At 60.6% G+C, this 20,663-nt stretch carries 22 protein-coding genes; 11 read left to right on the top strand and 11 right to left on the bottom strand.

What is annotated here, in order from left to right; genetic code table 11:
* Positions 1-5 precede the first annotated feature (5 nt).
* Positions 6-257, bottom strand: a complete 252-nt coding sequence (locus E4O98_RS16610; RefSeq protein ID WP_005786899.1) for a hypothetical protein — start codon at positions 255-257, stop codon at positions 6-8.
* A gap of 134 nt (positions 258-391) precedes the next feature.
* Between E4O98_RS16610 and nhaR the strand changes: the two genes are divergently transcribed.
* Positions 392-1,294: a transcriptional activator NhaR gene (gene nhaR / locus E4O98_RS16605; protein WP_032876794.1), complete on the top strand. Its 903-nt coding sequence runs from the start codon at positions 392-394 to the stop codon at positions 1,292-1,294.
* A 21-nt stretch (positions 1,295-1,315) separates the two neighbouring features.
* On the opposite strand, the gene E4O98_RS16600 is transcribed toward nhaR, so the two are convergent.
* Positions 1,316-2,470 (bottom strand): MFS transporter, encoded by a 1,155-nt coding sequence (locus tag E4O98_RS16600; RefSeq protein WP_032876796.1) that lies wholly within the window; start codon positions 2,468-2,470, stop codon positions 1,316-1,318.
* A 241-nt stretch (positions 2,471-2,711) separates the two neighbouring features.
* Between E4O98_RS16600 and sstT the strand changes: the two genes are divergently transcribed.
* Positions 2,712-3,932 carry a serine/threonine transporter SstT gene (gene sstT / locus E4O98_RS16595; protein ID WP_078820854.1) on the top strand — a complete coding sequence of 407 codons (1,221 nt, stop codon included), beginning with the start codon at positions 2,712-2,714 and terminating at the stop codon, positions 3,930-3,932.
* A gap of 68 nt (positions 3,933-4,000) precedes the next feature.
* Here sstT and E4O98_RS16590 read toward each other — a convergent pair whose 3' ends face one another.
* Positions 4,001-4,510, bottom strand: a complete 510-nt coding sequence (locus tag E4O98_RS16590) for a DUF1993 domain-containing protein (protein WP_005786889.1) — start codon at positions 4,508-4,510, stop codon at positions 4,001-4,003.
* A 116-nt stretch (positions 4,511-4,626) separates the two neighbouring features.
* Here E4O98_RS16590 and E4O98_RS16585 point away from each other — a divergent pair, with 116 nt between their 5' ends.
* A complete protein-coding gene (locus E4O98_RS16585; RefSeq protein WP_032876803.1) occupies positions 4,627-5,277 on the top strand; it encodes a DUF480 domain-containing protein in 651 nt (216 codons plus the stop codon).
* A gap of 114 nt (positions 5,278-5,391) precedes the next feature.
* On the opposite strand, the gene E4O98_RS16580 is transcribed toward E4O98_RS16585, so the two are convergent.
* On the bottom strand, positions 5,392-6,210 hold the full coding sequence (locus E4O98_RS16580; RefSeq protein WP_248089531.1) for a shikimate 5-dehydrogenase: 819 nt from the start codon (positions 6,208-6,210) through the stop codon (positions 5,392-5,394).
* Between the two features lie 156 nt (positions 6,211-6,366).
* On the opposite strand from E4O98_RS16580, the gene E4O98_RS16575 reads away from it, so the two are divergent.
* The 3 genes from E4O98_RS16575 (at position 6,367) to E4O98_RS16565 (ending at position 7,429) form a co-directional block, all read left to right on the top strand.
* The gene (locus tag E4O98_RS16575; protein ID WP_248135735.1) at positions 6,367-6,741 is read left to right on the top strand and encodes a hypothetical protein; all 375 of its coding nucleotides are present in this window, start codon (positions 6,367-6,369) and stop codon (positions 6,739-6,741) included.
* A 219-nt stretch (positions 6,742-6,960) separates the two neighbouring features.
* Positions 6,961-7,155 (top strand): hypothetical protein, encoded by a 195-nt coding sequence (locus E4O98_RS16570; RefSeq protein WP_003190284.1) that lies wholly within the window; start codon positions 6,961-6,963, stop codon positions 7,153-7,155.
* 91 nt (positions 7,156-7,246) lie between these two features.
* Positions 7,247-7,429, top strand: a complete 183-nt coding sequence (locus E4O98_RS16565; RefSeq protein WP_005786881.1) for a hypothetical protein — start codon at positions 7,247-7,249, stop codon at positions 7,427-7,429.
* 3 nt (positions 7,430-7,432) lie between these two features.
* On the opposite strand, the gene E4O98_RS16560 is transcribed toward E4O98_RS16565, so the two are convergent.
* Positions 7,433-8,500: an AI-2E family transporter gene (locus E4O98_RS16560; RefSeq protein ID WP_005786879.1), complete on the bottom strand. Its 1,068-nt coding sequence runs from the start codon at positions 8,498-8,500 to the stop codon at positions 7,433-7,435.
* Positions 8,501-8,671: 171 nt separating this feature from the next.
* On the opposite strand from E4O98_RS16560, the gene yegQ reads away from it, so the two are divergent.
* Complete coding sequence (gene yegQ / locus E4O98_RS16555) at positions 8,672-9,985, top strand: tRNA 5-hydroxyuridine modification protein YegQ (RefSeq protein ID WP_248135734.1); 1,314 nt, start codon at positions 8,672-8,674, stop codon at positions 9,983-9,985.
* A 4-nt stretch (positions 9,986-9,989) separates the two neighbouring features.
* Here yegQ and E4O98_RS16550 read toward each other — a convergent pair whose 3' ends face one another.
* Positions 9,990-11,669, bottom strand: a complete 1,680-nt coding sequence (locus E4O98_RS16550) for a methyl-accepting chemotaxis protein (protein WP_248135733.1) — start codon at positions 11,667-11,669, stop codon at positions 9,990-9,992.
* A gap of 125 nt (positions 11,670-11,794) precedes the next feature.
* The gene (locus tag E4O98_RS16545; protein ID WP_164366002.1) at positions 11,795-13,114 is read right to left on the bottom strand and encodes a Na+/H+ antiporter NhaC family protein; all 1,320 of its coding nucleotides are present in this window, start codon (positions 13,112-13,114) and stop codon (positions 11,795-11,797) included.
* Between the two features lie 236 nt (positions 13,115-13,350).
* On the opposite strand from E4O98_RS16545, the gene E4O98_RS16540 reads away from it, so the two are divergent.
* Positions 13,351-15,498, top strand: a complete 2,148-nt coding sequence (locus E4O98_RS16540; protein WP_032876817.1) for a methyl-accepting chemotaxis protein — start codon at positions 13,351-13,353, stop codon at positions 15,496-15,498.
* A gap of 128 nt (positions 15,499-15,626) precedes the next feature.
* On the opposite strand, the gene E4O98_RS16535 is transcribed toward E4O98_RS16540, so the two are convergent.
* Genes E4O98_RS16535 through E4O98_RS16520 form a run of 4 tightly spaced genes read right to left on the bottom strand, consistent with a single transcriptional unit; the run spans position 15,627 to position 18,218 of the window.
* On the bottom strand, positions 15,627-16,940 hold the full coding sequence (locus E4O98_RS16535; protein WP_032876820.1) for a sensor histidine kinase: 1,314 nt from the start codon (positions 16,938-16,940) through the stop codon (positions 15,627-15,629).
* The gene (locus tag E4O98_RS16530; RefSeq protein ID WP_005786867.1) at positions 16,937-17,605 is read right to left on the bottom strand and encodes a response regulator transcription factor; all 669 of its coding nucleotides are present in this window, start codon (positions 17,603-17,605) and stop codon (positions 16,937-16,939) included. Before E4O98_RS16530 ends, E4O98_RS16535 begins: the two co-directional genes overlap by 4 nt.
* Positions 17,605-17,916: a PepSY domain-containing protein gene (locus E4O98_RS16525; RefSeq protein ID WP_005786865.1), complete on the bottom strand. Its 312-nt coding sequence runs from the start codon at positions 17,914-17,916 to the stop codon at positions 17,605-17,607. The genes E4O98_RS16530 and E4O98_RS16525 overlap by 1 nt, the downstream gene beginning before the upstream one ends.
* Entirely contained in the window at positions 17,916-18,218 is a 303-nt protein-coding gene (locus E4O98_RS16520; protein WP_005786863.1) for a PepSY domain-containing protein, read from the bottom strand. Before E4O98_RS16520 ends, E4O98_RS16525 begins: the two co-directional genes overlap by 1 nt.
* A 159-nt stretch (positions 18,219-18,377) precedes the next feature.
* Between E4O98_RS16520 and E4O98_RS16515 the strand changes: the two genes are divergently transcribed.
* The 3 genes from E4O98_RS16515 (at position 18,378) to E4O98_RS16505 (ending at position 20,599) form a co-directional block, all read left to right on the top strand.
* Positions 18,378-19,457: a patatin-like phospholipase family protein gene (locus E4O98_RS16515; RefSeq protein WP_248135732.1), complete on the top strand. Its 1,080-nt coding sequence runs from the start codon at positions 18,378-18,380 to the stop codon at positions 19,455-19,457.
* 96 nt (positions 19,458-19,553) lie between these two features.
* The gene (gene queD, locus E4O98_RS16510; RefSeq protein ID WP_003190259.1) at positions 19,554-19,910 is read left to right on the top strand and encodes a 6-carboxytetrahydropterin synthase QueD; all 357 of its coding nucleotides are present in this window, start codon (positions 19,554-19,556) and stop codon (positions 19,908-19,910) included.
* 65 nt (positions 19,911-19,975) lie between these two features.
* A complete protein-coding gene (locus E4O98_RS16505) occupies positions 19,976-20,599 on the top strand; it encodes an NUDIX hydrolase (protein ID WP_248135731.1) in 624 nt (207 codons plus the stop codon).
* Positions 20,600-20,663: the final 64 nt, after the last annotated feature.

Raw genomic sequence — 20,663 nt, 5'->3', positions numbered from 1 at the left:
GGAAATTAGGTTTCTTGGGTGTTCGATTCAGCGTCTTTTTCTTCCTGATCATCTTTCTTCTGCGGATTGATCAAGCCCTGGGTCGCTTCACTCAATGCCTGCTCGGCAGCCTTCTGGGTGTCATCGATCGCTTGCTTGGCCGATTCGCTGGCTTTGCCCAACACTTGCTGCGCGCTTTTCTCGACCTGATCACAACCGCCGATCATCACCAATGAAAGCGCAAGCAGCGACGCCGCGCCCAGGGAATTGAGTTTCATGCTGTATTCCTCATTAGAACCATTGGGTCCAAATAGTGGCCCCGCGATAGCGATGCATTCTATGCAGGTGAACAGTTCAGGAAAATTCGTATTTTTCTCGCGTATACTTCGTTTTTTACGAAGTGTAGACCCCGATGCTCAATTATCGACAACTGCATTACTTCTGGGTGGTGGCCAAGACTGGGAGCATCGTGCGTGCCTGCGAACAGCTGAACCTCACGCCCCAGACCATCAGCGGGCAGATCAGCCTATTGGAGCAAACCTTTGGCATTGCTCTGTTTCAGCGGGTGGGGCGCCAGCTTGAGCTGACCGAAGCCGGGCGCCAGGCGCTGCCCTACGCCGAGCAGATGTTCCAGACGGGCAACGAACTTGAGACGATGCTGCGCGCCCAGCCCGATGAGCAACAGATCCCGTTCAGGGTCGGCGTGGCGGATGTGGTGCCAAAATCCATCGTCTACCGCCTGATCGCCCCCACCATGGAGCTGAGCGAACCGCTGCGCATCACCTGCCGCGAAGACAAACTCGAACGTTTACTCGCCGACCTGGCGATCCAGCGCCTGGACCTGGTGATTTCCGACAGCCCGATGCCGAGCCATCTGGATATCAAGGGCTACAGCCAGAAACTGGGGGAATGCGGCATCAGTTTTTTCGCCACCCAGGCGTTGGCTGACCAGCATGGCGGCGATTTCCCACAGTGTTTGCACGGTGCGCCGTTATTGATTCCGGGGGCAGAGACCGTAGTGCGCAGCCGGTTGCAGCGCTGGTTTGCCGAGCAGCAGATTCAACCGCGGATCATCGGTGAATTCGACGACAGTGCGTTGATGCAAGCGTTTGGGCAATCCGGCAGCGGAATTTTCATCGCCCCCAGCGTGATTGCCGATGAGGTGGTGCGCCAATACGGCGTGGCGCTGATCGGCCAGACCGACGCGGTGACCGAGTCGTTCTATGCGATCTCGGTGGAGCGCAAGGTCAAGCACCCCGGCATCGTGGCGATTACCGAAGGGGCAAGACGCGAGTTGTTTACCGCCCTGCCCTGAAAAAACTGCGCGCCCCTTTGATCAGGCGCTGGCCGCGCGAGGTTTGGCGCTCATCAGCCACAGTGCGAGCAGGATCGACACCAGGATGAACCCTGAGGCGGCAAAGCCCAGGCTGCCCAGGCCCAGGGTGTCAATCACATGCCCACCCACCATTGCACCCAGGCCAATGCCGAGATTGGCCCCGGCGATATTCAGCGAGGCGGCAAACGCCGGCGCGTGGGGCGCCGCCTTCATCAATCGCACATGGCTGACCAGGAACATCGCCGCCTGGGTCACGCCCCATACCGCCATCGCTGCCGCCAGGCCAATGGTGGAATGAATCGCCGGCACCACTGCCACCATGCCCGCGATCATAAACCCGCAGAACACTATGGACGCAATCAAGGGGTGACGATCCACCGCGCGCCCGCCGAGTGAATTGCCGATCAGCCCGACCGCGCCGAAGCCCATCAGGCACCACCCCACCAGCGTGCCGTCGAACCCTGCCAAGCGCTCAAGGATATCCGCCAGGTAGGTATAGGCGGTGAACATGCCGCTGAAGACCAGAATCGACAGCAGGATGTGGCCCTGCATCACCGGGCTGCGCAGGATCTTGAATTGCGAGCGCAAGGTGACTTGCTCGTTCTTTGCCTGGGTGACCGGCAGGTAGATGTACAGCAATAACGCTTTGGCCAGGGCAATCACCGCAAGCACTGCAAAGGCGGTGCGCCAACCGAACATATCGGCAATCAGCGTGCCTACCGGAATCCCGAACACGGTGGCGCAGACGATGCCGAAGCCGATTTTTTCAATGGCACGCCCGGCGAATTCAGGGCCGACAATGTCCACCGCCGTTTCGCTGGCCAAGGCCCAAAACACCGGCAAGCCCAACGCCGGAATCAAGCGAGCCAGGGACATTATCCAAATATTGGGCGCCAATGCCGCCACGGTATTGGCCACCGCAAACATGATCAGGATGCTGATAAACAGACGCTTACGCTGGAACCGCGCGCAGTAGGCGGTCAGGAAGGGGCCGAACGCCGCCACGGTAAACGCGAAGAGCGTCACCAGCAGCCCGGCCTGGGACACACTGACATTCAGGTCCCGGGCGATCGAGGGCAACAAGCCGACGATCACGAATTCTGTGGTCAGCACGGTAAAACCGGCTGCCGACAGCAGCAAGATAGGGAACAACATGCAAACTCCAGAAACAGCGACATCAACGACAGCCCGAAGGGCTCGCTGATAGAGAGGAAAGATGAGAGGGGTGAATCTTAACAGAACATGTCGGGACTTGACCAAATCCGACGTAAACGGGTGACGGAATGCCGCAGCGAACGAGACGCGTCCTACAGCATGCTAGACTTCGCGCCTGCTTCCTACAGTACTTTCTGCCTGCAATGCTGTGCCCTACTAAAAAAACTAGAGACAACTCTTTATGACTGCTGCCCCTTCCCTGTTGCAACGTTTAATGCGCGTCAGCCTGGTCACACAAATTGTCATCGGCCTGATCGCCGGGATCGTGCTGGCCTTGCTGTTCCCCGAGGCCGCACGCGCCACGGGCTTTATCGGCAAGGTGTTTGTCACGGCGCTGAAGGCCGTTGCGCCGATCCTGGTGTTTGTGCTGGTCATGGCCTCGATTGCCAACCATAAGCATGGCCAGGAAACCCATATCCGCCCGATCCTGTTCCTGTACCTGCTCGGCACCTTTTCCGCCGCCGTGGTCGCAGTGGTCGCCAGCACGTTGTTCCCCTCCTCTCTGGTACTGGCCACCCATGACGCCACGGTGAGCGCTCCCGGCGGCATTGGCGAGGTACTGCAAAGCCTGTTGCTCAGTGTGGTGGATAACCCGGTCAGCGCACTGATGAATGCCAACTTCATCGGTATCCTGGCCTGGGCCATCGGCATGGGCGTTGCCATTCGCCATGCCGGTGAAACCACCCGCACGGTGCTGGACGACCTGTCCAACGGCGTGACCCTGATCGTACGCGTGGTCATCCGCTTCGCCCCGCTGGGCATCTTCGGCCTGGTGGCCTCGACCCTGGCCACCTCCGGTTTCGGCGCCTTGCTCGGCTATGCGCACCTGCTGGTGGTGTTAATCGGCTGCATGGTGTTCGTGGCGCTGGTGATCAATCCCGCCATCGTGTTCTGGAAACTGCGCCGCAACCCGTACCCATTGGTGCTGATGTGCCTGCGTGAAAGCGGTATTACTGCATTTTTCACCCGCAGCTCGGCGGCCAACATTCCGGTCAACCTGGCGTTGAGCAAGCGCCTGGGCCTGCATGAAGACACCTATTCGGTGTCGATCCCGCTCGGTGCCACCATTAATATGGCCGGTGCGGCAATCACCATCACCGTGCTAAGCCTGGCGGCCGTGCACACCCTCGGGATTGCCGTGGACCTGCCGACCGCGGTGCTGCTCAGCGTGGTCGCGGCCATTTGCGCCTGTGGGGCCTCCGGTGTAGCGGGCGGCTCGCTGCTGCTGATTCCACTGGCGTGCAGCCTGTTCGGCATTCCAAGTGAAATCGCCATGCAGGTGGTGGCCGTCGGTTTCATCATCGGCGTATTGCAGGATTCGGCGGAAACGGCGCTGAATTCGTCTACCGATGTGTTGTTTACAGCGGCGGCCTGCCTGGGCAAGGAAGAACAGGCAGCTTAAACGCCTCGCAAAAAAAGCCCGGTGCCGTTCAATCACGAACGACACCGGGCTTTTTTATGCTTGCCGGTTTAGAACGCGCCCATGTAATCGCGCTTGCCCACTTCCACACCGTTATGACGCAGCAGAGCGTAAGCGGTGGTGACGTGGAAGAAGAACTGCGGCAGGCCGTAGGTCAGCAGGTAGGACTGGCCGCTGAAGCGCTTCTCTTTCGGGGTGCCTGGGCGGGTGACGATCTCGATGCCTTCCTTGCCGTCGATCTGCTCGGGCTTGATGGTGTCGACAAACGCCAGGACCTTGGCGATCAACGCTTGCAGGTCGGCGAAGGTGACTTCAGTGTCTTCGTACTTGGGCACTTCGATTTCGGCCAGGCGTGCCGACACGCCTTTGGCGAAGTCGACGGCGATCTGTACCTGGCGCACCAGTGGGAACATATCCGGGAACAGGCGCGCTTGCAGCAGGGCATTGGGCTCGATGTTCTTGGCAGTAGCGTGGGCTTCGGCTTTGTTCAGCACATCGCTCAATGCGTTGAGCATTTGCTTGAAGACTGGGATAGAAGCGGCGTACAGGGAAATAGTCATGTCAGTCTCACGATAATGGCAGGGTTGGAACCAGCGGCGATTATAGCCATGCCCGGCGCTTGTCTTTTATTTTTTGAGGATTACGCTGGTGACCTTCACTGCATAGGGAACGCGCGATGACCGCCGAACATGACACCGACACCCCTGAGCCGCGCCTGAACAGCACGGAAATCCGCATCCTCGGCTGCCTGATCGAAAAACAGGCGACCCACCCCGAAACCTACCCCCTGACGCTCAACGCCCTGGTGCTGGCCTGCAATCAGAAAACCAGCCGTGAGCCAGTGATGAACCTCAGCCAGGGCCAGGTCGGCCAAAGCCTGCGCGCGCTGGAGGGCCAAGGCTTTACCCGCCTGGTGATGGGTAGCCGTGCAGACCGCTGGGAACACCGTGTGGACAAGGCGTTGGAACTGGTGCCGGCCCAAGTGATCTTGACCGGGTTGCTGTTTCTGCGGGGGCCGCAGACGGTGAACGAGTTGCTGACCCGTAGCGGGCGTATGCATGACTTTGAAGATGCCGAGCAGGTCGTTCACCAGCTGGAACGCCTGATTGCCCGAGGGTTGGCGGTATTGGTGCCGCGCCAGGCGGGCCAGCGGGAAGATCGGTATACCCACGCGCTGGGGGATCCGGCGGATATTGAAGCGATCATGACCGCGCGAGGCAATCCAGTAGAGCGTAGCGCGGGGGCTGTTTCGGTGGAACGGATCGAAGAGCTGGAAGCGCGGATTGCCGCACTGGAAGAACGGCTGGCGCAGTTGGAACAGGCATAACGCAGATAAACATGTGGGAGCTGGCTTGCCTGCGATAGTGGTGCATCAGTTAAGAATCCATTGACTGACACACCTTATTCGCGAGCAAGCCCCACAGTGGATTTGTGTAAGTCTTTAGCTTCGGGCGAAGGCCACTGCCGCCTGGAACTGCTCCTGCGTTGGGCGCACGCCTGTATAAAGCACAAACTGCTCCAACGCCTGGATCGCGATCACTTCCAACCCGGTAATCACCCGCTTGCCCTTGGCACGCCCATGCACGATCAGGGGCGTTTCAGCCGGGATCGCCACCACATCAAAGACAGTCTCTGCCTGATCAATCGCACCCGCATCGAACGCCAATGCATCCGCCTCGGCCCCGCCTGTCATACCAATGGGCGTCACATTGATCAGCATTTGTGGACGCAGGTCGCCCAGGTCCGCCTGCCACTCATACCCCAGGTTGCTGGCCAATGCCCGGCCCGCCACCTCATTGCGCGCTACGATCACACCGCTGGCATAACCGCCATCACGCAAGGCGCTGGCCACCGCCTTGGCCATGCCGCCGCTGCCACGCAGGGCGAAGGTGGAATCTTTCGGCACGGCGTGCTTCTTCAGCAGTTGCTCGACAGCAATGTAATCGGTGTTGTAAGCCTTGAGATGACCGTTGGTGTTGACGATGGTGTTCAGCGAGTCAATGGCTTGAACCGAATCGTCGAGTTCGTCCACCAGCGCGATGGCCGCCTCCTTGAACGGCATGGAAACCCCACAACCCCGCACGCCCAAGGCTCGGATGCCACCGATCGCGCCGGCTAAATCCTGGCTGCTGAAGGCTTTATAGTAGAAATTCAGCCCCAGCTGTTCATACAGATGGTTATGAAAACGCAGGCCAAAGTTCCCAGGGCGCGCCGACAGCGACATGCACAGCTGGGTGTCCTTGTTGGGATGCATCTGCATGGGTAACTCCTTTAAGTAAGCAAATCGGTACAGACCTTACACAACCTTTACCTACTGGCCGTGCTGTTTTTTTGAAATACGTTGTCTTAAAAGTATCCCCGCGACAATCCTTGGGTCTATTGATTGCAGACCACAAGCGCAGGGGCTAACCGAGGAATGACCATGATGCGTAAAATCCCCAGAATCGCCTTGCTTATCGGCGCACTTGCGATGGCCGGCCAAGCCTCCGCCCACGGTGGTGGTTGGGGTGGCCCGGCAGTGTTGGGTTCACTTGTGGGCGCGGCAGTCGTCGGCTCCGTGGTTGCCAGCCAGCCTCGTGAGGTCTATGTGCAACAGCCGGTGTATGTGCAACCGCAGCCAGTGTATGCCGCCCCACCGCCGGTCTATTACGCGCCGCCACCACCGGTGTACGTGCAGCAGCAGGTTTACTATCGCCCGGCGCCGGTCTACTACGGGCGTCCCCGTGGCTATTATGGCCCGCCTCGCGGCTACTACGGCCCTCCCCACGGCTACTACCGGCACGGTTGGTAAGTTTCAATTGACTTGAGTGGAACAGGCCTCGCCCACATGCGGGGCCTTTTTTTGCCTGGAACGTCCGGTTTAATCCTGCCAATGTCGCTATGACGACAATCCCACAGTACAAGAGTCGCATATCCTCTTGATCGGCCCAGGCGTGCGCTGTCATGGTTGCGTCATAAAACAGTCTCACTATCGACCCGGTCCACCAATAACAATTAAGGACGAACGAACATGCCCACCCAGAATCCGCACCGCACCGCCGGCCTCTGCACGTCCAGCAAGGTCTACAGCGCCTTGACCGAGCTCAAGCACCTTGAAGGCCATCGCAGCGCGAAGTTCCTGGCGCTGTTGGCTGAAAACCTGGTGCGCAAGGGGCTGCTCAGTGAACACGAAGTGGTGAACATGCTCGACCAGGTGGTGGATTAACGCCTGGCGTTGATGTCGACTATCGAGCCAGGTGATTTTTCCTGGATAGCGACACCCCTTAAGGTGACCTCCATAGCGATTGGAGGTCCTTATGCCCACTGTTCAAATCATGTCTGTCATCGGTAGCGCCGTTCCCACCCCTCTGCGCAAGCTCGGCTTGCTTGCCTGCTGGTACGTGGTACGTGATGGCGAGCCTATCAGCGGCCCGCTCACTTCGTTGTCTGACGCCGAAACACAACGCCGGCTGGCGGCCGACTTCAGGCTCCAGGCCTGAGACCTAAGGCAAGGGCAACTTGACCCGCGGCTTGGTTTCGGCGAACAACGCCCAGCACGACATGAACAAGGCCGCCACCAGCGGCCCGATCACGAAGCCGTTGAGGCCAAACACCGACAAGCCGCCCAGGGTCGAGATCAGGATCAGGTAGTCCGGCATCTTGGTATCTTTGCCCACCAGGACCGGACGCAGCACGTTGTCCACCAGGCCAATCACGAATACGCCAAAAAGCCCCAGCACCACGCCCTGCCAGATGGCGCCGCTCAACAGGAAATAAACGGCCACTGGCGCCCAGACAATCCCTGCGCCCACCGCCGGCAGCAAGGACAGGAACGCCATCAGTACCGCCCAGAGCAACGCACTGGGGATATCCAGGAACCAGAAGATCAAACCACCCAGCGCACCCTGGGTCACGGCCACCAGTACGTTGCCCTTGACCGTGGCCCGCACCACCCGGTTGAACTTGAGTTGCAGGCGGCGCTTTTGCGGCTCGGCCAATGGCACCGCCGTGCGCACCTTGCGCACCAGCTCGGGGCCATCGCGCAGCAGGAAGAACAGCAGGTACAGCATGATGAAAAAGCTCACCAGGAAATCAAAGGTGCCCTGGCCGAAGCTGAACGCCTGGGAAGCGAAGAACTGACTGCCCTGCATCGCCCCCTTGACCACCTTTTCGCGCAGCCCTTCCAGGTTGCCCATGCCAAAGCGATCGAGCAGTTGCTGGAAGTACGGCGGCAGGAAGTTCTTGAATTGCTCGATGTAACCGGCCACGTCGAGCTTGCCGCTTTCGACGTTTTTATACAGCGTGGCCCCCTCTTGAACCAGCAACGCACTGGTAATGATCACGGGCAGAATCGCGATCACCAGGCACACCATCAAGGTGGTCAGGGAGGTCAGGTTGCGGTTCCAACTGAAGCGCTGCTGCAGGCGGCGCTGCATCGGCGCGAAGATGATGCCGAGGATCACCGCCCAGAACACCGCGCCATAGAACGGCAGCAATATCCAGATAAAGGCGATGGTCACCAGCGCCAGCAATAGCAGCAGGGTTTTGAATTGCAGGTTGGTTTGATTCATGTCCGGTCCATATGAGAAAGCCGGGCCGGTGTCAGCCCTGTTGCTTAGTCCGCGGCGAAACCTGGGAGTGCCCTTGTTTATCGAACAAGCATAGATCGGCTTGTTTAGACCTGGGTCAATAAACCGTGACCGCCCGTGCACTACCCTCGCGCCTTTTTGCGACCCACGCCCATGCCCCCGATGATTGCCCCCGAACTGCTCGCTCCCGCCGGCACCCTGAAAAACATGCGCTACGCCTTCGCCTACGGTGCCGATGCGGTTTACGCCGGCCAGCCACGCTACAGCCTGCGCGTGCGCAACAACGAATTCGACCACGTCAACCTCGCCCTCGGCATCCAGGAAGCCCATGCGCAAGGCAGGCGTTTCTATGTGGTGGTGAACATTGCGCCACACAACGCCAAGCTCAAGACCTTCCTCAAGGACCTGGCGCCGGTGATCGCCATGGGCCCGGATGCGCTGATCATGTCCGACCCTGGGCTAATCATGCTGGTGCGCCAGCATTTCGCGCAGATGCCGATTCATCTGTCGGTACAAGCCAACACGGTGAACTGGGCCAGCGTGCAATTCTGGCAGCAGCAAGGCATTGGCCGGGTGATCCTGTCGCGGGAACTGTCCCTGGAAGAAATCGGCGAGATCCGCCAGCACGTACCGACCATGGAACTGGAGGTGTTCGTACATGGCGCCCTGTGCATGGCCTATTCCGGGCGCTGCCTGCTGTCGGGCTACATGAACAAGCGCGACGCCAACCAGGGCACCTGCACCAATGCCTGCCGCTGGAAATACCAGGCCACGCCGGCAGTGGAGAACGCGACCGGCGACATCGTCCAGCACCATCAGCCGACGCTGGGGGTCGGCACACCCACCGACCAGGTATTCCTGTTACAGGAAGCCAACCGTCCCGATGAGCAAATGCCGGCCTTTGAAGACGAACATGGCACGTACATCATGAACGCCAAAGACTTGCGCGCCGTGCAGCACGTGGAGCGCCTGGCGCAGATGGGCGTGCACTCATTGAAGATCGAGGGCCGCACCAAATCCCATTTCTATTGCGCACGCACCACCCAGGTGTATCGCCAGGCGATCGACGACGCGGTGGCCGGGCGCGCATTTGATCGCGGCTTGATGACCAATCTGGAGTCCCTGGCCCAGCGCGGCTACACCGAAGGTTTCCTGCGTCGGCATGTGCACGACGAATACCAGAACTACCAGAACGGCAGCTCGGTGTCCGAGCGCCAGCAGTTTGTTGGGGAATTGACCGGCGAACGTCGCGGGGAGTTGGCCGAGGTCAAGGTAAAGAATCGCTTTGCCGCGGGCGATCACCTGGAATTGATGACGCCCGCCGGCAACTTTCACTTTGACTTGGCCACCTTGCACAACGCCAAGGGGCAAGCCATTGAGGTGGCGCCGGGAGATGGGCACACGGTGTATGTGCCCTTGCCGGTCGAGATGGACCTGCGTTTTGGCCTACTGATGCGCGATTTGTAGAACCTCAGATCCTGAATTGACCGACCAACTGCCCCAACCGCTGGCCCAGGTCCGCGAGGCTGCGCGAGGTCTGGGCGCCGAGCTGGGTTTCATCCGCTACGCTGTCCACCGCCACAGCAATCTGATGCACGCTGCGGTTGATCTCTTCGGCCACAGCAGTCTGCTCTTCGGCGGCGCTGGCGATCTGCGCGTTCATCGAGTTAATGGTACCGATCAGCTGGGCCATGGTATCGAGGGACGCCCCGGCTTCGTTGGCTTGGGCCGAGGTGCCTTCGCCCGCATCGCTGGAGCGGCGCATCGCGTCAACGGCGGCTTCGGTGCCCTTTTGCAGGCGATCGATCATGCCCTGGATTTCCTGGGTGCTGCTTTGCGTACGGCTGGCCAGGGCGCGCACTTCATCGGCGACCACGGCAAACCCACGGCCGGCCTCCCCGGCCCGCGCAGCCTCGATGGCCGCATTGAGCGCCAGCAGGTTGGTTTGTTCGGCAATCGAGCGAATCACACCGAGCACACTGACAATCGACGACACATCCTGCTGCAGGCTGTCCAGGGACACACCGCTGCTGCGGATATCGTTCACCAGCGCGTGAATCTGCGCGATGCTGCCGTCCACCACGCGTTTGGCGGCCTGGCCCTCGGCGTCGGTCTGTTGCGCGGCGACCGCAGCGCCCTGGGCACTGCGCGCCACTTCATGGGCCGCGGACGACATCTGGTTGATCGCGGTGGCCACCTGGTCGGTCTCGTGACGCTGGCGTTCCATGGCCTGCTCGGAGCGCTGGGCCTGGTCGGACACCTGGCTCACCAGCCCGGTGAGCTGGGCGGTCATTTCGGTGATCTGGCGCACCAGGCCGTGGATTTTATCGACAAATCGGTTGAACGCGCCGGCCAGGTCGCCCAGTTCATCCTGGCTGGTGATGGCCAGGCGGCGGGTCAGGTCGCCTTCACCGGCAGCGATGTCGTCGAGGTTGGCTTTCATCAGGCTCAGCGGGCGCAGGATGGTATTGGCGACTAACATGCCCACCGCCGCAATCACCAGCAACACCACCACAGCCACGCCAAGGATGCTCAGCAGCACGCCTTGCATACGCTGCTCGACCTTGTCCTGGACCACCGCCACCTGGGCCTCGATACCGTCCAGGTTCACAGAGGTGCCGATAACCATGTCCCATTTGGGCAGGTATTCGGTGTAGCCGAGCTTGGGTACCAGTTCGGTCTGGCCGGGTTGGGTCGAGCTGTATTGCAAGTAGTGGGTGCCGTCCTTGCCGACCTTGACCAGGTCGCGATTGACGTAGACACCGTTGGGGTCACGGTTGTCCTTGAAGCTTTTGCCTACGCCGTCCGGGCTGTTGCCCTTGAACAGGCGGATGGTTTCGGAGTCGTAGCCGAAGAAATAACCGTCTTTGCCGTAGCGGGTGTTGGACAGCAACTTGACCACCTGCGCCCGCGCCGTGCTCTCGCCGGGAGCAGCTGCGTCGTAGAGCGGCTTGATGGTGGTCATGGCCACTTCGACATAACCTTGCAAAGTGGCCTTGGCGTCGTCGAGCAGGCGCTGGCGGGTTTCATCCACTTCGTTGCGGGCCTGGCCCTGCAGAATCCACACGGTGGTGAGGCTGATGACCACGGCAAACAGCAACACCGGCACAACGGCAAGGGCCAGGACTTTGGCCTTCAAACTCAGACGCATGGCTTTTCTCTCTTGTTAGTGGCGACTTGAGAGGTTAACGGCCAAGTAAGTGATTTCTGTAGGAGCGAGCTTGTGTGGCGAGGGAGCTTGCTCACTCGCCACAGTGGAGGTGTGCAGTGCTTGCGTCAGAGCGTCATTGCAGCCAGCCAGCCAAACGCCAGCAACGGGATGTTGTAGTGCAGGAAAGTCGGCACCACGGTGTCCCAGATATGGTGGTGCTGACCGTCGATATTCAGGCCGGAGGTGGGGCCGAGGGTGGAGTCCGAGGCGGGCGAGCCGGCATCGCCCAATGCACCGGCGGTGCCGACGATGCACACGATGGCCAACGGGCTGAAGCCCAGTTGTACGCACAGCGGCACGAAAATCGCGGCAAGGATCGGCACCGTGGAAAACGACGAGCCGATGCCCATGGTGACCAACAGCCCCACCAACAACATCAGCAACGCCCCTACCCCGCGGCTATGGCCGATAAACGCCGCCGAGGCTTCCACCAGTGAGCGTACGTCACCGGTGGCCTTGAGCACTTCGGCAAAGCCTGACGAGGCGATCATGATGAAGCCGATCATCGCCATCATCTTCATGCCTTCGGTGAACAGGTCATCGGTGTCGCTCCAGCGCACGATGCCCGACACCGAGAAGATCAAAAACCCGGCCAGGGCGCCGATAATCATCGAGTCCAGCCACAGCTGAATGATGAACGCCGCGGCAATCGCCAGGCCTGCCACCAGCAGGGTCAGCGGGTTGTACTGCACCGCCACTTGCTCGACGCGCTCGATTTTTTCCAGGTCGTACACGCGCTTTTTGCGGTAGCTGACAAACACCGCCACCAGCAGGCCGACCACCATGCCCAGTGCCGGCAGGCCCATGGCATGGGTGACGTTGACCTGGCTGATATCCACGCCGCTCTTGGCCACGTTGGCCAACAGGATCTGGTTGAGGAAGATATTGCCGAAGCCCACCGGCAGGAACATGTACGGCGTGATCAGGCCGAAGGTCATCACGCAGGCAATCAGGCGGCGGTCCAGTTGCAGCTTGGTCAGCACGTACAAGAGCGGCGGTACCAGCAACGGAATGAACGCAATATGGATCGGCAGGATGTTCTGCGAGGCAATCGCCACCACCCACAACAGGCCGATCAACAGCCATTTGACGTGGCTGCCGCCGCTGGCTTCCTGACGGTCCACCAGCAGCAAGGCTTTGTCTGCCAGCGCATGGGCCAGGCCGGACTTGGCAATGGCCACCGCGAAAGCGCCCAGCAGTGCGTAAGACAAGGCGACGGTTGCACCACCGCCCAGACCGCCGTTGAAGGCTTTGAGCGTGGCGTCGATCCCCAGGCCACCGGTCAAGCCGCCCACCAGGGCACCAACGATGATGGCGATGACCACATGCACGCGGGACAGGCTGAGCACCAGCATGGTGCCGACCGCGGCGATGACTGCGTTAATCATGGTTACCTCAAGCAAAAACATAAAAGACAGGCATGCCCGCGCACGGCCCATGGGAACAGCTGCCGGCGTGCAGGCTTGAAAGAGGTCTTATTAGAGGGCGCGCACTTTGCAGCAGGCAGGCGCTCATGTCAAAAAACGACGCCGCTTTGAGGTTTAAATGGGGCGTTTGAATAAAGAACCACGGGCGCCGGCCGATAAGCTGTTTCCATGTGCTTTCAGGTAAGGATGTCCCGATGTCGCTCAGGCAGCTCTCCATTCAATGGAAAATCACCCTGCTGGCGGGCCTGTGCCTGCTTGGGATCGTGACCCTGCTGGTGGGTCTGTCGCTGTATCGCATGGCGCAGAGCTCGGAGCAGGTCAAGGCGTCCAGCATGAAGATGCTCGACGAAGCCGCCCAGGCGCGCATTGAGGCCCAAGGTGAAGTGCAGGCGCTGGGCATTCGCCAGCAGTTCATGGATGCCTACCAATACGGCCATGGGTTTTCCCGCCAGGTACTGTTTTTGCGCGAACAGGCGGAGAAACGCTTTCTCGATGCCTTCGACACCCGTGAAGACCTGACCCGCCAGGTCAAGGCCGCCTTACAGGCCAACCCCGACCTGCTGGGTTTGTCCCTGGTATTCGAAGCCAATGCGCTGGATGGCAAAGACGAGCTATTCGCCAACCAGGCGGAACTGGGCAGTAATGACAAAGGCCGGTTCGCCCTGTATTGGTCGCAACCAACGCCGGGCAAGATCACCTCAATGGCGCTGCCTGAAAGCGACATGACCGACACCTCCATTAGCCCAAGCGGTGAAAAAGCCAACGCCTGGTTCACCTGCCCGCGCACGACCCTCAAGCCGTGTGTGATCGAACCCTATTTCTATGTGATCGACGGCCAGAACGTGCTGATGACCAGCATCGTGTTCCCGCTGATGGTCAATGGCAAAGTCATTGCGTCACTGTCGGTGGACATCAACCTCAACAGCTTGCAGGCCGTGAGCCAACAGGCCAGCCAGAAGCTGTACGACGGCCAGACCCAAGTCAGCATCCTCAGCCCCACCGGCTTGCTGGCCGGCTACAGCCCGGATGCCAGCAAACTCAGCCAGCGCCTGGAGCAGGTCGACACCGCCAGCGGTGCGCAGTTGGTCAGTGCCTTGGCCAACAGCACCCAGACCCACAGCCTGCGCACCGACCAGCAACTCAAGGTGCTGGCGCCGTTTGCGCCGATCCCAGGGGGCAAGTCGTGGGGCGTATTGCTGGATGTACCGGGAAAAGTTCTGGTAGCCCCCGCCGAGGCGCTGAAAACCCAGCTGGACGCTGACAATGCCAAGGGCACCCTGCTGGAACTGGGCCTGGGCCTGCTGGCCGCTGTGGTTGGCTTGGTGCTGGTGTGGTTGATGGCGCGCAGTGTGACTCGGCCGATCCTTGGCGTGGCGCATATGCTCGAAGACATCGCCAGCGGCGAAGGCGACCTGACCCGGCGCCTGGCTTACAGCAAACAGGACGAACTGGGCCAATTGGCTGGCTGGTTCAACCGTTTCCTCGACAAGCTGCAACCGATCATTGCCGAGGTAAAGCGCTCGGTGCAGGACGCCCGCGGCACCGCCGACCAGTCCGCCGAGATTGCTACGCAGACCAGTGCCGGCATGGAACAGCAGTATCGCCAGGTGGATCAGGTGGCCACCGCGTCCCATGAAATGAGTGCCACCGCCCAGGACGTCGCCCGCAGTGCCGCTCAGGCGGCCCAAGCTGCGAAGGATGCCGACCAGGCGACGCGCGAAGGCTTGACCGTCATAGACCGCACCACCGCCAACATTGGTGACCTGGCCGCCGATATGAGCACCGCCATGACCCAGGTGGAAGGCTTGGCCGCTAACAGCGAGAAGATCGGCTCGGTGCTCGAAGTGATTCGTGGCATCGCCGAGCAGACCAACCTGTTGGCGCTTAACGCCGCTATCGAAGCCGCCCGTGCCGGCGAGGCCGGGCGAGGTTTTGCGGTGGTCGCCGACGAAGTGCGCAACCTGGCACGACGCACCCAGGAGTCGGTGGAAGAAACCCGCCTGGTGATCGAACAATTGCAAAACGGTACTACCGACGTGGTCAGCTCCATGGGCAACAGCTATCGCCAGGCCCAAGGCAGCGTCGAACAAGTCGGCCAGGCCGTCACGGCCTTGCGCCAGATTGGCGACGCCGTCACGGTGATCAGCGACATGAACCTGCAAATCGCCAGCGCCGCCGAAGAGCAAAGCGCGGTGGCCGAAGAGATCAACAACAACGTGGCGACCATTCGCGACGTGACCGAGTCGCTGTCGGAACAGGCCAATGAGTCGGCGCGGGTCAGCCAGGCGTTGAACAGCCTGGCCAACCAGCAGCAGGGGTTGATGGATCAGTTTCGGGTCTGAATGCAGCAAGGCTTTTCTGTGGGAGCCGGGCTTGCCCGCGATGCAACACCTCGGTATTTCAGGCAAACCGAGTCGATGCTATCGCAGGCAAGCCAGCTCCCACATTTTTGAACTGGGGTGGGTCAGTGCTAGCGGCGTGGTAGCTCGATCAATACCTTGAGCCCACCCAGCTCACTTTCCTGCAACTGCAACACCCCGCCCCACACCTCAACGATGTCCCGCACGATCCCCAATCCCAGGCCATGGCCGACCCTCTGCTCATCCAGGCGTGCGCCGCGACTGAATACCTGGTCGCGCTGGGCCTGAGGAATGCCCGGACCGTCGTCCTCCACCGCTAACACGTAGCCCCGGGGCGTCTCGCTGACGCTCAAGCGCACCTCGGCATCCGCCCACTTGCAGGCGTTGTCCAACAGATTGCCCAGCAGTTCCAACAGGTCTTCACGGTCCCAGGGCAAATGCAGACCCGGCGCGACATGATAGGCGAGGTCCAAGTGCTCACCATGGATCATGCGCAGGGTGGCCAACAAACCGGGTAGTTCTTTTTCACAGTCAAACAGTGCACCCGGCAGCGCATCGCCCGCCAGGCGGGCACGGTTAAGCTCGCGATTGAGGCGCTGCTGCACCTGTTCCAGCTGCTCGCGCAACAACTGGCTCAACTGCGGATGATCCTTGAGCGCATCACTGGAGGCTGCGCTCAACAGCACCGCCATAGGGGTTTTCAGCGCATGGCCCAGGTTGCCGAGGGCATTGCGTGAGCGCTTGAGGCTGTCTTCAGTGTGGGCCAGCAAATGGTTGATTTGCGCTACCAGCGGTTCCAGTTCCTGCGGCACCTGAGTGTCGAGTTGGGAGCGCTGGCCTTGCTGCAGTTGGGCGATCTGGTTGCGCGCCGTCTCCAGCGGGCGCAAGGCGCGACGCACGGTGACCCGCTGCAGCACCAGCACCAGCAGCAGCGCCACCACCCCCACCACCAGGCCCACCTGACGCATCAGGCGAAAGCTTTCCCGCACGGGTGTGTAGTCCTGCGCCACGCTGATGGAAATCAACTTGCCAAAGCGCTTGTAGTCCGAGCGCAACACCAACAACTGCTGACCTTCCGGGCCCAATTGCAGGTTGCCCTTGAGCCCCGCCTCCGGGAGCCTGGGCAGCTCCTGATCCCACAGTGAACGGGAGCGCCAATGGACATCGGCAAAGTCGATACGAAAATAATGCCCGGAGAACGGCCGCTGATAAGCCGGCGACAGGCGCTGTTCATCCAACTGGACGCCGTTGGGCCCGCGCACCAGCGCCACCAGCAGGTTCTCGCTGTCGTTGCGCAAGCCCGCCTCCAGGTAGCGCTGCAAGCCTGCTTCGAACAGCAAGAGGCTGGTCTGCGCCAGTACCACGCCGACGATCACCATCACGCTGATCAACCCCAGGCTCAGGCGCCGCTGGATCGACTTCATGCCGGGGTGGCGCCAAACCGGTAGCCCTGGCCGCGCCGGGTTTCGATCACACTGCGCCCCAGTTTGCGGCGCAGATGGTTGACATGGACCTCCAGTACATTGGAGTCACGCTCGGTCTCGCCGTCATATAAATGCTCGGCCAGATGGCTTTTGGACAGAATCTGTTCGGGGTGCAGCATGAAATAGCGCAGCAAGCGAAACTCAGCGGCCGTCAGTTGGATCTCGGCGCCATCGCGCAGTACACACTGGCGACCTTCATCCAGATGCAGGCCGGCGGCTTGCAGCGTTGGCTGGTTGGCTTGGCCGTGGGAGCGGCGTAACAGCGCCTGGATGCGCAAGTACAGTTCTTCGGGGTGAAAGGGTTTGCTCAGGTAATCATCGGCTCCGGCCTTGAGCCCTTCGATACGCTCGGCCCAGGAATCGCGGGCGGTGAGGATCAGTACCGGGATGGCCAGCGCGGCGGCGCGCCATTGCGCCAGCACCTCAAGCCCGGGCAAGCCAGGCAGGCCAAGGTCGAGGATGATCAGGTCATACGGCTCGCTGCGCCCTTGATACACGGCGTCGCGGCCATCGGCCAGCCAGTCGACCGCATAGCCCTGGCGCTGCAGGCCGGCCAGCAGTTCGTCGGCCAGGGGCACGTTGTCTTCCACCAGAAGCAGGCGCATCAGTCTTCCTCATCTTTGATCAACACACCATTGGTCGCGTCCAGCTTGATCTCGCGTACCACGCCTTCGGTAGTCACCAATTCCACTTCATAGGCGTATTGCCCGTGTTTCTTTTCCAGCTCGGCCTCCAGCAGCCGCGAGCCGGGATAACGCGCCATGGCTTGGTGCAGCAGCTGTTCCAGCGGCAGAATCACGCCCTGCTGGCGCAGGGCCAGGGCTTCATCCTGGTTGAGGTCGCGGGCCGCCAGGCTGGAGCAAAAAATCATGAGCACCAGCGCCACTCGACTGCCGACGCGTAAATTTACCTTCATTACGTATCCTGATGATTCTTGAGAACCTGCCCGGTGAGCGCGTTCAATTCAACGTCCCATTCAATGCCGTCGGCATCTTGCAGCTCCACTTCGTAGACGTACTTGCCGTATTCCTCATCCAGGTCGGTGTCCAGTAGCGTCGAACCGGGGTGAAGGGCCAGGGCCGTGGCTTCCAATTGATCGAAAGCGACAATAGTAACAGTGGCGGGCACGATCAGTGGCTTGTCAGGGTCCGCCGCGGCGGCCTGGGTCGCCGTAACGATGATGATAGCGGCGGCGCCCAGAACAGTGAGGCGCTTCATGATAAGTCTCCGTTACATGATGTTTTCCTACGCCGGTCACGGTACCTGTCGCAACTTAACTGAAACTGAATTGCCACCATGGCAATTTCCAAGCGGACCGTTTTCCCCACTGCCAGCGAGATTTTCTATAATGCTCCGCTTGCCTCAACAGAGACCGGTATGACTGCCATCCATATCAAGTTCCCTGCCTTGACCCTCAAGGCAGGCAAACGTGCGTTCAGCCACATTCGCGAACAGGGACTTGCGCCTGCCGACGTGGGTATCCTCCCCGGTGCGGCCGGTGGCCCCAAGGCCCTGGGTATCCAAGGGCTGGACTTGGCGCTGTTCGGTGACTGGTTGCCGCGCGCACCAAGGGAACGCTCGCTGATCGGCGCCTCCATTGGTTCGTGGCGGTTTGCCAGCGCCTGCCTGCCCGACCCGGTGCAAGGCTTGCTGGACCTGGGCCGCTTGTATAACGAGCAGCGCTTTGCCAAGGGCGTGACCATGGCCGAAGTCAGTCAGAGCTGCCAACGGATGCTCGATGACCTGCTGGCCGGCCGTGATGCGCGGGTGCTGGACAACCCCGACTACCGGCTGAACATCATGGTGGTCAAGAGCCACGGGCTGCTTGCCGATGACCACCGTGGGCGGCTGGGGCTGGGCTTGTCGTCGGTAATTGCCGATAACCTGCGGGGCCGCGCCCGGCTGTCGCGGCATTTCGAGCGGCTGATCATCCACGACCCGCGCCAGGCGCCGCCGGTACATCCGCTCAAGGACTTTGCCTCGCGCTTCATCGACCTGGAACTGGGCAACCTGCGCCAGGCGCTACTGGCATCCGGCTCAATCCCCATGGTCATGCAAGGCGTGCGCGACCTGCCCGGCGCCGGGGCCGGCACCTACCGCGACGGCGGCCTGCTGGACTACCACCTCGACCTGCCCTATCACGGCGATGACATCGTGCTGTACCCGCACTTCACCGACCGAGTCATCCCCGGCTGGTTTGACAAGGGCCTGCCGTGGCGACGCAGCAACCCGCAAGGCTTGCAGGATGTATTGTTGCTGGCGCCATCCAGGGACTACCTGGCCCGCCTGCCCCACGGCAAACTGCCAGACCGCAGTGACTTCAAGCGCTTTATGGGCGACGACCCGAGCCGCAACAAATATTGGCAAACCGCGATGAGCGAGAGCCAGCGGCTGGGGGATGAGTTCCTGGCATTGGCAGATAACGGTAAATTGGGCGAACACTTGCAAGCCCTTTGACCCCATAGGGCCTGCTGGCGAGGGGCGGTATGCGCAAGGGTTGATCAAACTGTTAAACTCGCCGCCTGCCAGACACCTGACCGAGCTGAAAACACTGTGGAAATCTTCAAGGAATTTACATTCGAATCCGCCCACCGCCTGCCCCACGTACCGGAAGGCCATAAATGCGGGCGCCTGCATGGGCATTCGTTCAAGGTGGCCATCCACCTGAGCGGCGACCTGGATCCCCATACCGGCTGGATTCGCGACTTCTCGGAGATCAAGGCGATTTTCAAGCCGCTCTATGAGCGCCTCGACCACAACTACCTCAATGACATCCCCGGCCTGGAAAACCCCACCAGCGAAGTGCTGGCCAAGTGGATCTGGAATGAATTGAAACCTCTGCTGCCGGAGCTCAGTGCAATCCGCATCCATGAGACTTGCACCAGCGGCTGCATCTATCGCGGCGAGTAAGCGGTAGCGTGTTGGAAAAACCACCTGCGGGTGGTTTTTTTTGGAAATGCCTACAGGAGAACGTGATGGAAAACACCTGGCTGGCCCACGCCAAGCGCTTGCAGGCACTGGCTTCCACGGGGCTGCATTTCTGCACCGATGATTTCGAACGCGAACGTCTGGAAGAAATTGCCCTGATCGCCCACACCATGCTGGCGCAATTGGGCAACGTGCCGCTGGAGCGTATCAACGGCCTGGTCTCGGATTTTGCCCAGAGATATTCGACGCCGATGATCGATGTACGCGGTGCAGTGATCGAAGGTGAGCGGATTTTGCTGGTACGGGAGTCGACGGATGGCTGCTGGGCATTACCTGGTGGTTATGCCGACATCGGTTTGTCGGCGGCCGAGAACATTGTCAAGGAAATCCGCGAAGAAGCCGGGCTGACGGTCACCGCAAGGACGTTATACAGCGTGACGCACAAAGCCAAGGGCTTTTACCGGCCGGATGTGAGGGATTTCTACAAGTTGTACTTCCTGTGTGACCGGGTGGACCAACTCGCGCCCATGGCAGGTTTTGAAACCACCGAAGTCGGTTTTTTCACACTGGATGATCTGCCGCCCCTGTCTCGCGGGCGCACGATTGAAAGTGATCTTGAGGCGGCCTTTGCGTTTCATCGGGGTGAGACCACGCAGACGCTGTTCGACTGAGCCAGTTTGGCTCACCGCTGCACTGCTTCTGCACCGGATTGGGCTGGGGTAACTTGAAGGGGCT

Origin of the sequence: Pseudomonas sp. W2Jun17 (genome assembly GCF_023127795.1) — a bacterium.
In the GTDB taxonomy this organism is placed as follows: Bacteria; Pseudomonadota; Gammaproteobacteria; order Pseudomonadales; family Pseudomonadaceae; genus Aquipseudomonas; species Aquipseudomonas synxantha_A.
Note: the sequence above shows the minus strand (reverse complement) of the source record. Positions and strands in the feature narration are given on the sequence as shown.